We start from the raw sequence: 14,418 nt of genomic DNA on the forward strand, positions 1-14,418 counted from the left end.
GGTGCGAAACAGAATTGTGATTATACAAGAGCGATGCTTAAAGGGGGCTGAATAATTGGTAAAAAATGAGGAGTTCTTAAACGAAGAAAAAATTCACAAAAAGGGTAAAATTTTAAAGAAACGCCAAACGTAAAAGCGAGGAAATTTAAAAGTAATCAAACTCAGTATAGCTTCTATATACAAAATTCTACTCTTAAAATTCCCTCATAATTTAAAATTTCTAAAATTCTAATACGCCATCAGCTTCGCGCCGAAGGCTCCGCGCACTAAGCTTTCGCTTTTATTTGCCAGCTTATCCATCATCTTTTCATACGCCGAGGGCTCCTGCCAGATCGGATCTGCTACGCCGCTAGCCTTTACGAGCGCACTTTTAGCGTCCTCTAAAGAGCCCACCTCGTCGATAAGCCCGACGCCTTTGGCGCCGCTAGCTAAAAATACTCGCGCATTTGCCCACGTATCGCACTTCCTAAGATCCAGCGAGCGCGCCTGCGCCACTTCGCGCGTGAATAGCTCGTAGCTCTCATCCACCAGAGCTTGCAGGCTCGCGCGCTCCGCGTCGCTCCATTTTCGCATCATCGTTCCCGCTTCTTTGAGCTCGCCCGCTTTGACGATCTGTTCGGCAAAGCCTAGCTTAGCGGCCGCTTCGCTCACGTCTAAGCCCTGCATGATCACGCCTATGGAGCCGATGAAGCTGCCCGGATTTGCGTAAATTTTACTCGCCCACACGCCGCCTAGGTAGCTGCCGCTTGCCATCGTGCCCTTGGCGTAGGCGACGACCGGCTTGCGCGAGTTTAGGGATTTAATAGCCAGCGAAATTTCCACGCTCGGGCTTAGTGCGCCGCCGGGACTATCGATCAGCAGAAGCACTCCTTTGATCGCCTCGTCGTTTTTCAGAGTTTCGATCTTTTCTAAAATTTCGCTATCGTCCATTATCGCGCCACTTAGCGAAAGCTGAGCGAGATTTGCGCCCTTTTGTTGCGCGCTTTCGCCGCCTGCGAAAATCAAAAACAAAATAAGCAGAAAAATCAGGGATTTAAAGTATTTGTTGATAAACCCGAGCACGGCGCCGATCGGCGCAAAGATATTCTTTAGAAATTGCATTTCATTCCTTCGATAAAAAGTAATTTTACGTTTTTGCTCTGCAAAATGAGCTGTAGCGGCAGCTGATCCTCATCGCACTCAATGCCTTCAAAAACGGCGATGTCGGCGAGCTTACCGGCCCTCAGCTCGCCCAAATTTAGCCCCAGCGCGGCTGCTGCGTTTCTCGTCGCGCCTAAAATCAGCGCTCGCGCTAGTTCCGCCAAACCTAGCTCGTCGTGCATCATTAAATTTGCACGCAGCTCGTCTAAAAAGCTTAGGCTAAAATTTGAGCTAAGCCCATCGGTAGCGATGTTGTAATTAAGCCCGCTTGCGAGCAGCTTTTTAAAGCTCAGCCTCTTTTTGCTAAGCAGGCGGTTGGAGCGCGCGCAGTGCGTGATCGAGTGAATTTTCGGATCAAAGATGCTAAAATCATCCACCCAAACGCAATGCGTAAAAAGCGTGCGAAGCCCGCTAAAATGCGCTACAAAGCTACGGGGCGAGTAAAAAGGCGCGGGCGTTGGGTTAAATTTAGAAAGCCAGGTTTTAAGCTTACCGCGCCCCGTGCGCAGCCACTGCCGCTCATACGCACTCTCCATAAAATGCGTGCTTATAGCAAGCCCGTTTTCGCGGGCAAGCCTCGTCGCAAACTCCGTAATCTGCGGGTGCGTCGAATACGGCGAGTGTACCGACACGGCGGGGATAAAAAGCGAGCTTGCAAACGCCTTTGAGCGCTCAAAACGCTGCTTAAATTTCAAAATATTCTCCGCCGTAGCGTCCTTGCTCGCGCCTAAAATTTCATTGAAAAACACGGTTCTAATGCCGCTTTGCGCGCAAGCTTCAGCCTCGCCGCCGAAGCTTGAAATTTCGCCGATCGTGCCCACGCCGCTTCGCATCATCGCGGCGATCTGCTCCGTGATCAACCGTCCGCGCGCTGCGGCGTCCAGCTCCTGCCTTGAGGCAATGACGCTGCCTAGCCACTCCAAAAAATCGCCGTAGCGCAGCGTGCCTTTGTTTGCGCTAAATTCCAAATGCACGTGCGGGTTTATAAACGCAGGCATCGCTATATCGCCGCTAAAGTCCAAAATTTCGGCTTGCGGATATTTGCGCGCCGCACTCGCAAAGCTGCAGACCTCGATTATTTTCTCGCCAAAGACGATCGCGCCATCTTTTAAAATTTTAAAATTCTCATCGCAGACAAGAACCCACTTCGCCCTTAAAATTCTCATCGTTTTCCTTATCTAAAACAGCGCGTGATTTTAGCATAAAATTCTCTTCCGTGCTAAATTTAGAGATAAAATTTTAGCGACTGGGCTTGAACGGGCAAATTTGGCGCCATAGTAAAAAATAAGCTCGCTTTGGTTATAATTTTCGCTTAAATTTCAAAACAAGGACGCAAAAATGAAAATTATGGTGATTCAAGGACCGAATATCAATATGCTCGGTATGCGCGAACCCGCTATTTACGGGGTTATGAAGATGGAGGATATCCATAAGCAGATGAAGGCGGTCGCCGATCAGAGCGGCAACGAGATCGAATTTTTTCAGAGCAATTTCGAAGGCGAGATCGTCGATAAGATCCAAGAGTGCTTCGGCACCTGCGACGGTATCATCATCAATCCTGCCGCCTACACGCACACTTCGCTCGCTATCCGCGATGCTCTCGCCGCAGTCAGTCTGCCCGTGATCGAGGTACATATCTCAAACATCGCCCGCAGAGAGGAGCTTAGACAAAAAAGTCTAATAGCACCCGTAACTGCGGGTCAGATCATCGGATTCGGCCCCGTGGGATACCATCTGGCGATGATCGGAATGATTCAAATTTTTGAGCAGATCAAGGCAGCCAGAGCCGAGCAGAAAGCCAAGTAGGACTGGATAAATTTGAAAAATTTTATCCTAAAGGACGAAAACGCTGTTTACCACGAGTGCGGATACAGTTGCGACAACGCGATATTTTTGAGTCTCGCGGGGCGCAAATTTTTCCTCACCGATGCGCGTTATAGCATCGAGGCGCGCGAGCTTTGCAAAGACACCGAGGTGATCGAGGTCGAGCGGAATTTGATAAAAGACGCGCGGCTGTTTTTGCGAAAGGCGGGCGTAAAGGAGCTTAGCTACAACCCGTACGATTTTAGCGCGGGTGAGTGGGGGGCGCTTAGCAAAGGGCTTGGGATAAGATTTAAGGCGCGGGCGAATTTTTCGCAAATTTCTCGCATAGTAAAATCAGAGGATGAGATAAAAATTTTAAAACGCGCGGCGCAGTTGGGCGCTGAAAGATTTGACGAATTTGCCGCGTTCGTGCGCGCCGAGGGCGAAGGCATGAGCGAAGAAGAGCTGTTTTTTAACGCCGAGCTCATCTTTAAGAAAAAAGGCGAGCTCGCGCTTAGCTTTTCGCCTATCGTCGCGATCAACGAAAATGCCGCAAAGGCGCACGCTCTGCCGAGCAAAAAGCGTTTGCGGCATGACGATTTGCTCCTGCTGGACGCGGGGGTTAAATTTAACCGCTACTGCTCCGATAGGACGCGTACGGCGTGCTTTGACGAAAATTTTAACTTCGGCAAAGAGCAAAATTTTAAAAACGCCAAACGGCAAGAGATTTACGAGATCGTAAAAGAGGCGCAAGCTCTAGCGATCGCGGCGATTATGCCTGGCAAAAAGGCGCGCGAGATCGATGCGACGGCTAGGGATTTTATCGCGAGGCATGGTTACGGCGAAGCGTTTTTCCACAGCACCGGACACGGCGTCGGAGTCGATATCCACGAGCTTCCGTTTATCTCAAAGCGCGGAGAGGTCGTGCTAAAAGAGGGCATGGTCTTTAGCGTGGAGCCCGGGATTTACTTGCCCGGCGAATTTGGCGTGCGCATCGAGGACGTCGTGGTCGTCACGGCAGGCGGCTGCGAAATTTTAAGCGAGTAGATTATGAATGTGCGACTTAAGAAAAACGGATTTTACGAGTGCATGGACGCGCTGTGCGTCGTAAAAAGCGCCGTTTTCCCGATGAGGCGCCGCGAGCGCGGAAATTTTAAAAATTTATATCTGCTCGGGCTCGGCGGGAATTTAGGAGATATCAGGCGGCGCTTCGAGCGATTTTATCGCGTTTTACAGAGCGATACGCGCTTTTTCGTAGCGCAAAATTCCTTGATTTTAAAAAACAGACCGTTTGGTTTTTTAGATCAGCCCGATTTTTTAAACGCCGTAATGCTCGTGCAAAGCTCTCTGCCGCCGCTTACATTACTCAAAATCATGCAGCGCGCAGAGCTACGATTTGGACGCAAAAGAAGCTTTAAAAACGCGCCGCGCACGCTGGACGTGGATATTTTATATGCAAGCGCGAAGGTGCGTGCCTGCGAGCAGCTCGTGCTGCCGCATCCGGGTGCCTGCGAGCGCATAAGCGTGATTTTGCCACTTGGAGAGATGAAATTTAAAAGAGGACTGATATGCAAACTAAAATCGTAAATTTTTTAAGCGCCAAGGGCGGAGTCGGCAAGAGCGTGATTGCAGCAAATTTCGCCGAAATTCTAAGCGAGCAGGGCTACCGCACGGCGATCATCGAAGCGCCAAATTTAAACAATCAAGAGATCATCTTAAACGCTTTGCAAAGAAAGAGGATTTCGCTACCAAGCGCCATCGCAATAAAAATTTCTCAAAATTTAACGCTCGTTTCGCCCGCGCTTGCTTCACAAAATTCTGTAAATAGCGCGAATTCTATGGCACAAAATTCTATCAAAAACGCAAGCTCTAGCGCGGACGATTGCGTCATGCAAAATTCTATGGATAGCGCACAAAACCGGGAAGGCGACGAAAGTAGCGGCTCGCGCAATTATGTGCAAAAGCTTACGAGCTCTGATGACAAAAACAACTCAGAAAATTCCGCCGCTTCAAATTCAATGGCAAACTCTGCAAAAAATTCTACGAATTGTGCAGCCAAAAAGCCGCAGAATTGCGAAGATGGATGGAATTTTACAGAATCAGAAAGCCTAGAGAATTTTAAAAGCAATGATTTCACCAAGCAAAATTCAATCCCTGACGAGAATTCTCAAAATTCCGCAAGTGAAGATGAAATGAAAAATTCCGCCCGCTCATCAAATTCCAAAAAAGCCGGAAATTCCGCAAACGCAAAGGCTCACGAAAGCCCTGCTTGCTTCGCAAGCGAGCTAAAAGAGGCGGGAATCTTCGATTTTATTTTGATCGATGCGGGGCTTGAGTATCTTGGAGATTTTTTGAGCATCGGCGACGAAAATATCGTGCTGTGCGCGAACGAACCCTGCTCGATAAGCAACACCTACGCGCTTTTAAAGACGCTTGGGGCGAGCAAAAAAGAGGTTTTGTTTTTGCTAAATTTCACCGCGAGCGAGGATGACGCCGTGATGATCTACGACAATCTAAAGTCGGTTGCGCACCGCAATATAAGCGAGCTGGGCTTTAAACTGCTAGGCTTTGTGCCGTTTTGCAAACAAGTAGCCATCTGCTCACAAAATCGCGCGCTTTTTAACTCGCACTATCCGTTTTCACCCGCTACGATCGCGCTTAAACAGAGCGTCTCGCGATTTTTGAGCAAACAGGGCTGCGAGCCTATCGATATGAGCGCTTACCGCGGCGTCGGCGGATTCTTACGAAAACTTAGCAACCTAGTATGATTTACGATGAGATTTTAAATCGCGCAAATTCTACTATTTTAAACGGAATTTTAAAAATTTAATGCTATTCTTAAAGCTGAAATTTTAAATAATATACACAAAAGATAGATTAATCATGCAGTTAAAAGAAATTCTAAAAGACATCAAAATTGCCCGCGACAATCTCAAAAACGTGGGCAAAAGCGCCACGATCTTCGGCTCGGCGCGCTTTAGCGAGGATAATCGCTATGTAAAAGACGCGCAAAAGCTCTGCGAGGGGCTCGCTGATTTAGGATACTCGATCATCACCGGAGGCGGTGGCGGCATTATGCAAGGCGCCAACCGAGGCGCATTTGCGAGAGCAAGAACGCACAGCGTGGGCTTTAACATCATGCTGCCGTTTGAGCAAAAAAGCAACGGCTTTTTGACGCAGGGCGCGAAATTTTCGGCATTTGCGCCACGCAAAGGCGCTCTCATCGAAAACAGCGAAATTTTCGCCATCTTTCCTGGCGGATTTGGGACGCTGGATGAGTTTTTTGAAATTTTAGTGCTGGTGCAGACGGGCTTTAAACGCGCACGGATCTATCTTTACGACGAGGAATTTTACGCGCCTTTGATGGAGTTTTTCCGCACTTCGCTGCTAAAATCTGGTGCGATAAACGAAAGCGATCTGCAAAATTTTAAGCTCTGCGACAGCGTGGATGAAATTTTGACGGACGTGCGACGTAAGGAGAACGAATGAAAATTTTAGTCGCGATGAGCGGCGGCGTGGATAGCTCGATGTGCGCGAAGCTGCTGAAGGACGCGGGCCACGAGGTGCAGGGCTGCTATATGAAGCTGCACGCAAAGCCCGGCTATCATGAGGCAAACATCGCCAAAGTTCGCAAGGTAGGCGAGTTTTTAGGTATAAAAATCCACATTTTGGATCTGCAGGATGATTTTAATCGCGATGTTTACGAGCCCTTCGTGCAGGCCTATATCGACGGTCTTACGCCGAATCCCTGCGCGCTGTGTAATCGCCGCATAAAGCTCGGCAAGCTCTTGGAATTTGCGCGCGAGCAGAGCTTTGAGCGCCTAGCTACGGGGCACTACGTCCGTATCGAGGATGGGCTTTTAAAAGCCGCAACCGACCTTAGCAAAGATCAGAGTTATTTTTTAGCAAACATCGATCCCGCCGCGCTTAAGTTTATGCTCTTTCCGCTTGGAGGGATGTATAAAAAGGACGTCAAAGAGGCTGCGTGCGCCTATACGGAGCTTTCGCAGATCGCCTCTGCGAGCGAAAGCAGCGAGATCTGCTTTGTAGATACCACCTATATCGACGTTTTGAACCGTCATACGGGCACCAAAATGCCCGGCATCGTGCGCGACCGCGCGGGCAACGCCATCGGCACTCACGAGGGCTATATGCACTACACGATCGGCAAGCGCCGCGGTTTTACGGTGCACGGCGCGCATGAGCCGCACTTCGTGCTAAGCATCGACCCGCATAAAAACGAGATCGTCGTGGGCGGCAAGGAGGAACTGGCGACCTACGAGTTCGACACCGAAAATTTTAACGCCTTTTTAAGCAGGGATGAAATTTTAAATATGGCGGGTCTCGGCGTTAAGATCCGCTACCGCAGCGCCAAACTCCTCGTTAAAATTTCGCCGCGCGAAGACGGCGGCGTGCATGCCGTACTGTCCGCGCCCGCAGCGGGCATTGCTCCGGCACAGCTCGCGGTTTTTTACGACGAGCGCGATCGCGTAGTGGCAAGCGGCTTTATAAAATAGCGCTTTGTTTTTGCTTCACTTAAAGCTCGCGAGTTTGCAAAACGGCGCTTTGATCGCGCCGCTTGATATGCACCCACTCTGTTAAATTTCATATCAAAAAAGGAATTTACGCTTTTGAATCCAAGCCGCTAAATTTTATCTTGCGAGCTCGGCGAGCAAGTTTTATGCGCGTAGCTTTACGATTAAGCCTTTTAAATTTACGCTCTGTCGCCGCGTTGCCCGCACTGCTAGCAAAAATTTACGAAAGCTGCGGTGCTAAAATAAAATTTACGGCGACGCCTTATCAAAGCGCGCCGCGACGCAAAGATCGCGACCGATATAAATCTTCGCGCGCCATCTCGATACGACGAAACAAAATTTTGCACGACTGCTCCAAAGGCGATTTGCGATAAAATTTAAACCTAAGCTCGCGTCAAAGCCCGCGGCGCCATTTAAATTTTATAAATTTACGCCGAAATAAAAGTAAATTTTAAAATTTAGCAACGCTTTCTAGAGTCCAGGTAACGCCCGTCGCGGCTAAAATTCCACCCGCGTCTTTACCTCAAAAAGCAGCTCGCCGTCCACCGCCTCAAGCCCACCGCTCTTTATCATCTCGCGAATTTTACTCGTGCCAAAGCTGCTTTTTTGAAGCAAAATTTCAACCAAGCTTAGATCCCTAATCTCATAAATGCACCGATCTATCAGCTGCGAAGAGCCCAGATCGTCGAAATAGAAAAATCGCCCGCCGTTTGAATAGACCCAGCCGTATAGCCCGCCGTGCACGCCGCCGACCCTGCGCCACTCGTGTGGCAGATCGAGCGCGAAAAGCCCGCTTTTGCGAGCGACTAGCCTGCGAGTGCTGCGACCGCCGCCCCAAACATCCGCGCGCTCCAAAAAATATATCCGCTCGCCGCTTTGAAATACGCTGCCGCTAAGCGCGCGAACCTCGCCTGCAAAGGGGTTGTCTCCCGCGCGCTTTTGCTTTCCGTTGTTCTCGTCGAAATAGTAGATACCGCCAGGGGAGGCAAAAAGCAGATGGTTTGAATGTGCGAGCTGCCTATTTAGCGGAGTATAGGGCGCGGCGGCTGGGTCAAATTTCAGATCGTTTGCAAAAACGTCGCCGCTTTTCGCATCCCACAAAAAATAGTCCAACCGCTGCCTAAAAAGATCGTAATGGCCGCCGTTATCGCGCGCGTCAAGGCGTAGGCTTTTAAAATACACGTTCGCGCCGTCCGCGGTATAAACGCCGCTAGCGCGCCCGTCGCTTCCCTCTATCTGGCGCAGGCTCGCGGCATCGGCGTCCGGCAAAACCTCTCCCTTATAAAACGCGCGCGAGCCCTCCGCCGCGTAATACAAACCCGCGATTTGGCGCAGATCCGTAGCGTCCATTCGCTTAAATTTATAGAGGTAGCTTTGCGGCTTGGGCGCATCCCAAAAAATATGCGCCAAGGTTTGATAAGTGAGCTTAAGAGTTCCCAGCGCGTCGTTCGGCACCGCCTCGCCGTCGCAAAAGTAGCTAACTCGCCCGTCGCTTACGTATCCGAACGCTACGGCTTTCGTGCGCGCGGGCTCCAGCTCGCTCATCGCGATATTTCCGCAATATACGGCGTTTTGATCCGCCGCGACGTTGGAGCGGTAGCCGGAGCCGAAATCCAAAACCCGAAAGCTCGCCGCGTCCGCGCCCTGCATCGCAAAATAGCCCGCACCCACCACGAGGGCGTAAATTTCGTCTCCTTTTTTGTAAAAATCGCTGTATTTGATCTGCTCTTGCGGCGAGTAGTCGTCTGCGGAATTTATAACCGCCGACATAATAAGCACGCTAAAAGCCGCAAATACAAATGTCGCGCCAAGCGCGATCTTGCGCCAAAGCGGCATACCTCGAGGCGCGTCTCGTACAGGCTTGCGATCTGTTTCTGCCTCGCGCGCCCTAGCCTCGCGCTTCTTTTGCGCCCGCTCGTCCTTTAGCTCTTGCGTAAAATCCTCATACATCTTTTGCCTCAAATTTAATCTCGCCGCAGATTGCGCGGCACTTGAAATTGTACAAAAGCGCGGCTAAATTTATGAAATTTAACGCTACGGACAAATTCTGATTCAACTCTTTGCGGCGCTAATTTATTTTACGAATACCACAAAATCTCTGGCAAATTTTAATTCAAAGCGCTTCGTAGCCGCACGGAATCGGCGCCGTAACGCTTGCAAACACAAAATCCTCATCGCCCGTATTTTTCATACCGTGGCACTCTCCGCTTTTGGAAATGATTAGATCTCCCGCACAGATCGGCACCTCCTCGCCCTTGCTCGGATAAAACACGCCGCTTCCGCTTAAGCATATCCACACGTCATCGCCGTCTGGGTGAATATGCGGCGCTACGACCTGGCCGCGTTTGACGATCCAAACCGCGCCGCAAGTGGCCTCCGTAGTAAAAAATGTCGTTTTTACGGCTCGCTCGTCGCTACAAATAGCATCTTTTATATGAAAAATTCTTTGCATTTTCTCTCCTTTAAGTTCACCGCATCCGGTGCGGTTTCGGCGGAATTTTAGCATTCTTTTCGTGCAGCGAAAGTGAAATTTCAAACGCCAAACTCACAACGCAACCTTAAATAAAAATTCTAAATTCTCGTTTTGCTGTGCGATTTTTTTGGAGGATTGAAGATCGCATCTGAAAGTAATAATGTGCATAAGCAGGGTATTTGCGGATAGAATTTCGGCTTTAATTTAAGACGAAATTTTAAAAATTCTTATAAATTTAAAACCGGCCTACGAGATAAATTTATTGAATTTGATATGAGCTTTGCTTGCGCGCTTTTGCCACCCAGCTTAAAGCCCAATCGTATCTTTTATCAAAAACCTCGCGTGGCGCAGACTTTACGGCAAGCGCCAAGTCGGTTTATAAAGCTAAATCGGCTTATAAATAGATGCTACTACCTCCGGCTTGTTTTAGCAAATACGCATCTTGCACCTCGAATTTTTGCATATTTTACGATAATATTTTATGGTGCGTTACACACTGATCGCGAACCGAGCGAGCGCTCAAAGAGATAGTGCTAGATTTTGCACTATCTCTTAAATTTCAAAACTATTTTATCTTGCTTGGATCCAGCGCGATCTCGTCGTTTTTGATCACGCCGATTCCCTTATTTAGCACGTTTTGCGCGATCTGTTTAGCTTCTGCAAGCGAGTGCATCGCGAAGGTGCCGCACTGAAATTTATTCAGCTCGGGGATCTCTGCTTGAGAGCCCACGCCCAAAATATCCTTCATACTCGCGCTCCACGCCGCTGCGACGGCACTCTCGCTAGGCGTGCCGATCACGCTCATATAAAAGCCCGTGCGGCATCCCATCGGCGAGATGTCGATAATCTCGACGTCCGCGCTATTTAGATGCTCGCGCATGAAGCCCGCGAAAAGATGCTCCAGTGTGTGGGTGCCGCGCTCGCTCATGATCTCTAAATTCGGACGGCAAAACCGCAGATCATAGACGCTAATTTTATCGCCGCTTTTGGTGCGCATGCTCTTTGCGAGCCGCACGCCCGGGGCATTCATGCGAGTATGATCGACCTTGAAACTATCTAACAATGGCATATTTTCTCCTTAAATTCAGATCACGGCGATTTTAACATAAAATTTCGCACTTTTAGGCGCACAGACGAAATTTTGGCTACAATTACGTTTATTTTCAGGAGAATTAATGCCCTACATAAACGTCAAAATCACCAAAGAGCGCGGCGGCTTAAGTCGCGAACAAAAAGCAAGGCTCGTCAAGAACCTCACCGACGCCCTCGTAGCCGTGCTGGGTAGGGGCGAAAAAGCTACGGTCGTGACGATAGACGAAATATCCACTGACGACTACGCGATCGGCGGACGACTAGTAAGCGAAATCAGAAAGCGGCAGAGCTAAGCTCGCGCGTCAAGCTAACTTTGAAAAGTTAAATTTTAGAATTTTAAAATTTTCATGCGAAATTCTACGCGGCAGGTTTCACTTCTAAGGGAATAAAATTTGCGACAACCTCAGCTTGCAAGATGAAATTTTACGCTAAATTCCATGCTGTAAAATTCCAAAAACCAACCGAGCGGAAATTTTAAAGCGGATCTAATGGTGAAATTCTTTGAAAAATAGACAAGATAGAATTTATGCAAGTTTTAAAATCTTACTAGATAAAATTTAATCCTCGCAAAGTTTAAAATTTCGTAAAAATAAATAGACGATTTATTAGCGAACTAGCGTTCCCAAATTAGCTTTTTGCCGAAAGTTAGGGTATTATCGGTCATTTTCATCCAATCAATTCTGATTGTAAAAAAATCGGTCTCCATCGCGCGCGCAAACGGGAAGCGCTTAAGATATAGCGAGGTTTCGCGCTCATCCGCGCTACGGATATGGCCGCAAATCTGCACGCCTTTGATCCTACCTACAAATTTCGTATCCAGCGCGACCGTAGCTGCAACTCCGCGGTTGGCAAAGACTGCTTTGATATGCTCGGAGTCGCTCGCGCTTGCGATGATGAGCTCCTTATTTTGCGGATCGTAGGCATAAAATGCACTGCAGCAATATGGCAGATTATTGCGCAAAACTCCGAGAGATAGGAGTTTCATCCTGCCTAAAAACTCGTCGAATTTATCCTGAGCGGCACACATTTTAAGCCTCCTTTTTGCTAAATTATACAATGATTTTCTTTTATTAGCTATAATCGCGAGCCAAAATTAGGAGAATTTTTATGGAAAATTATAAAAAAGTAAAAGAGATGTTTCTGATGCAGCAAGCCCTAAACGACGAAACAAATGGCGTGGGCTGGGAGGATGGCTATACAAAAAACGGCAAACTTATCAACTGGAAGCGCTGCATTTACATGGAATGCGCAGAGCTCATCGATAGCTTTGCGTGGAAGCATTGGAAAAATATCTCTGCAGCGCCGGACGTGAATAATATCGTCATCGAGATCGTTGATATTTGGCACTTCGTGATGAGCTATATTTTAGAGCAATATTACGGCAGCAAAAACATCGATCACATCGTAAGCGACGTCACGGCAGTAAGCGGATTTGCGGAGTTTAGCTCCTACGCCTACGACGTGCGCGAATACAGCATCTACGAAATCGTAAACGACATCGAGCTAGTAATCCACGAAACAAGCGGCTTTGAGCTGCAAATCGGTGAGCTACTGACCGATTTTTTTCGCGTCGCGATTAAATGCGGAGTGAGCTTAGACATACTTTTTGCCAAATATATTGGCAAAAACGTGCTGAATAAATTCCGCCAAAATAACGGCTACAAAGAAGGCGGCTACCGCAAAATCTGGGGAGACCTTGAAGATAACGAGGTGCTAATCGAGGTGCTATCAAAAGGCGCAGTAAGCGCAAACGAAATTTACGAGCAATTGCAAAAGATCTACGACGCGACGAAGTAAAGTCATGGATTTGCTTGCGAAATTTATCTTTAAGATTTTAAAATTCCATCTATAAAATTTCGGCAGGCAAATTTTAAAAAAGAGGTTTGATTTGAAATTCTGCAGTTTTGTACCTAAAATTTTACGCAATGTCAGCTTATTTATAAGTGGCAAAATTCCGCGCAGCAAGCAAATAAATATTCGCAACAGGTAAAAACATAGCTAGATCTAGCCTCTTTTTACACACTATAAATGAGCAAATTAAACGCGGGCAAGCGATCAAAGCATAAATTTCGTATTATAATGCAAGATGAGCCGGTTAAAAAAAGCGAATGAGCCAAGCGGGCGGATTGATGAGGCGCGTTTCGTGCGGCAGCCAAATTACTCAGCTCAAATTCCGTCGCAAAAGTCGCTAAAATAACGCAAATAGGAGCATACATGGGTAGAATTTTTAATTTAGCAAAGCAGGACTTTTTTACGCGCAAGTTTATTTTGCTCTCGCTATTACCGCTTATGTGCTCGCTTATAATCTTGGGCATGCTCGCATTTTTCGGCGGCAAAGAGCTTTTTGACGCGCTTTCGCAGGGCGCGCAAAGCGGCGATTTTAGCTTCTTGAACGAACAGCGCTTCCCGGTAATTGCGAAAATTCTAAGCTTTGCTGCTACGAAGTGGATTATCGGCGCGATTTTTTCGGTGTTTGCCAGCTTTGCGGTGCTGATGCTTAGCGTGTTTTGTGCGCTTATCATCGCGGCCTTTTTGACGCCCGCAGTCACTAAAGAGATCAACGCCCGCCACTACCGCCTAATCCGCGCGGACGAAGCGAGCACGGCGCGAGTGCTAAAGCTGATGAGCGTTGAAATTTTAAAATTTTTAGCGATTTTATTTATCTGTTCGGTGCTTTTGTTTGTGCCGGTAATAAATTTATTCATCATCAACGTGCCGTTTTTTTATATCTATTACAAGCTGATTCTAATCGACGTCGCTTCAAACGCGTTAAGCGCGAAAAGCTTCGAGCGCTCTTATAAAATGGGCGGCGGATATAAATTTGCCCTAAGCGCTTTTATTTTTTATCTGCTGTGTTTGATCCCGCTGGTAGGATTATTTTTCCAGCTATTTTTCATCATCTTTTTGACGCACGTAGTGCTGATAGACGAAAGCGCCCGCAATAAAAATCGCTAAAGATTAACTAAAATCAATGAAAAATTTTGAAATTTTCATAAAATAGTGCAAAATTTTTTAAGAAAGGATTTCTATGAAATCAGGTGATATTTACATTTGCAATATATGTTCGCTCAAAAGCAGCGATGATGAAAACGCGGTCTTTATCAAGGCGCATAAAAACGGCGAGACGGTGCATATCTGCACATCCTGCATGCCTAGCGTCATCCACGGCTCAGGCATGGTCGTAAAAAGCAACTCTGAGATCGAAGAAGAGCTTCAAGACGCTGCAAACTAGCTGCTGGCACCACTTGCTGCGGCGCGTTTTAATTTGTCTATTAATCTGCGCGCCGCAAAATTCTAAAATTCTAAAATTCTAAAATTCTAAAATTCTAAAATTCTAAAATTCTAAAATTCTAAAATTCTAAAATTCTAAAATTC

At 47.6% G+C, this 14,418-nt stretch carries 16 protein-coding genes; 10 read left to right on the forward strand and 6 right to left on the reverse strand.

The features are described from left to right. Positions 1-228: 228 nt before the first annotated feature. On the reverse strand, positions 229-1,101 hold the full coding sequence (sppA, locus tag Q0144_RS10480; RefSeq protein ID WP_298064108.1) for a signal peptide peptidase SppA: 873 nt from the start codon (positions 1,099-1,101) through the stop codon (positions 229-231). Beyond that, the gene (locus tag Q0144_RS10485; protein ID WP_298064111.1) at positions 1,089-2,306 is read right to left on the reverse strand and encodes a metal-dependent hydrolase; all 1,218 of its coding nucleotides are present in this window, start codon (positions 2,304-2,306) and stop codon (positions 1,089-1,091) included. The genes sppA and Q0144_RS10485 overlap by 13 nt, the downstream gene beginning before the upstream one ends. A 172-nt stretch (positions 2,307-2,478) precedes the next feature. Between Q0144_RS10485 and aroQ the strand changes: the two genes are divergently transcribed. The 6 genes from aroQ to mnmA all read left to right on the forward strand — a co-directional run bounded on the left by aroQ (position 2,479) and on the right by mnmA (position 7,460). Further along, entirely contained in the window at positions 2,479-2,946 is a 468-nt protein-coding gene (aroQ, locus tag Q0144_RS10490) for a type II 3-dehydroquinate dehydratase (RefSeq protein WP_005869936.1), read from the forward strand. A gap of 12 nt (positions 2,947-2,958) precedes the next feature. Beyond that, positions 2,959-3,990 carry a M24 family metallopeptidase gene (locus Q0144_RS10495; protein WP_298064113.1) on the forward strand — a complete coding sequence of 344 codons (1,032 nt, stop codon included), beginning with the start codon at positions 2,959-2,961 and terminating at the stop codon, positions 3,988-3,990. A 3-nt stretch (positions 3,991-3,993) separates the two neighbouring features. After that, on the forward strand, positions 3,994-4,530 hold the full coding sequence (folK, locus tag Q0144_RS10500; protein ID WP_298051428.1) for a 2-amino-4-hydroxy-6-hydroxymethyldihydropteridine diphosphokinase: 537 nt from the start codon (positions 3,994-3,996) through the stop codon (positions 4,528-4,530). Then, entirely contained in the window at positions 4,512-5,711 is a 1,200-nt protein-coding gene (locus tag Q0144_RS10505) for a P-loop NTPase (protein WP_298051425.1), read from the forward strand. Before folK ends, Q0144_RS10505 begins: the two co-directional genes overlap by 19 nt. A gap of 115 nt (positions 5,712-5,826) precedes the next feature. Continuing rightward, positions 5,827-6,432 (forward strand): TIGR00730 family Rossman fold protein, encoded by a 606-nt coding sequence (locus Q0144_RS10510; protein WP_298064115.1) that lies wholly within the window; start codon positions 5,827-5,829, stop codon positions 6,430-6,432. Further along, entirely contained in the window at positions 6,429-7,460 is a 1,032-nt protein-coding gene (mnmA, locus tag Q0144_RS10515; RefSeq protein ID WP_298064117.1) for a tRNA 2-thiouridine(34) synthase MnmA, read from the forward strand. Before Q0144_RS10510 ends, mnmA begins: the two co-directional genes overlap by 4 nt. Before the next feature lie 516 nt (positions 7,461-7,976). Here the strand turns inward: mnmA and Q0144_RS10520 are convergent. The 3 genes from Q0144_RS10520 to luxS all read right to left on the reverse strand — a co-directional run bounded on the left by Q0144_RS10520 (position 7,977) and on the right by luxS (position 11,020). Beyond that, positions 7,977-9,428, reverse strand: a complete 1,452-nt coding sequence (locus Q0144_RS10520; RefSeq protein WP_298064119.1) for a DKNYY domain-containing protein — start codon at positions 9,426-9,428, stop codon at positions 7,977-7,979. Between the two features lie 163 nt (positions 9,429-9,591). Then, positions 9,592-9,930, reverse strand: coding sequence for a cupin domain-containing protein (locus Q0144_RS10525; RefSeq protein WP_298027004.1), 339 nt, complete (start codon positions 9,928-9,930; stop codon positions 9,592-9,594). Between the two features lie 586 nt (positions 9,931-10,516). Next, complete coding sequence (luxS, locus tag Q0144_RS10530) at positions 10,517-11,020, reverse strand: S-ribosylhomocysteine lyase (RefSeq protein WP_298064121.1); 504 nt, start codon at positions 11,018-11,020, stop codon at positions 10,517-10,519. A 106-nt stretch (positions 11,021-11,126) separates the two neighbouring features. On the opposite strand from luxS, the gene Q0144_RS10535 reads away from it, so the two are divergent. Next, positions 11,127-11,336: a 4-oxalocrotonate tautomerase family protein gene (locus Q0144_RS10535; RefSeq protein WP_298064123.1), complete on the forward strand. Its 210-nt coding sequence runs from the start codon at positions 11,127-11,129 to the stop codon at positions 11,334-11,336. A gap of 320 nt (positions 11,337-11,656) precedes the next feature. On the opposite strand, the gene Q0144_RS10540 is transcribed toward Q0144_RS10535, so the two are convergent. Further along, complete coding sequence (locus Q0144_RS10540) at positions 11,657-12,070, reverse strand: hypothetical protein (protein WP_177386822.1); 414 nt, start codon at positions 12,068-12,070, stop codon at positions 11,657-11,659. 80 nt (positions 12,071-12,150) lie between these two features. On the opposite strand from Q0144_RS10540, the gene Q0144_RS10545 reads away from it, so the two are divergent. From Q0144_RS10545 to Q0144_RS10555, 3 genes are all read left to right on the forward strand, one after another. Then, positions 12,151-12,840, forward strand: a complete 690-nt coding sequence (locus tag Q0144_RS10545; protein ID WP_298064125.1) for a dUTP diphosphatase — start codon at positions 12,151-12,153, stop codon at positions 12,838-12,840. Between the two features lie 417 nt (positions 12,841-13,257). Next, entirely contained in the window at positions 13,258-13,998 is a 741-nt protein-coding gene (locus Q0144_RS10550; RefSeq protein WP_298064126.1) for an EI24 domain-containing protein, read from the forward strand. Positions 13,999-14,071: 73 nt separating this feature from the next. Further along, positions 14,072-14,275, forward strand: coding sequence for a hypothetical protein (locus Q0144_RS10555; RefSeq protein WP_005869903.1), 204 nt, complete (start codon positions 14,072-14,074; stop codon positions 14,273-14,275). Positions 14,276-14,418: the final 143 nt, after the last annotated feature.

The organism is uncultured Campylobacter sp. (assembly GCF_938045345.1).
Lineage (GTDB): Bacteria > Campylobacterota > Campylobacteria > Campylobacterales > Campylobacteraceae > Campylobacter_B.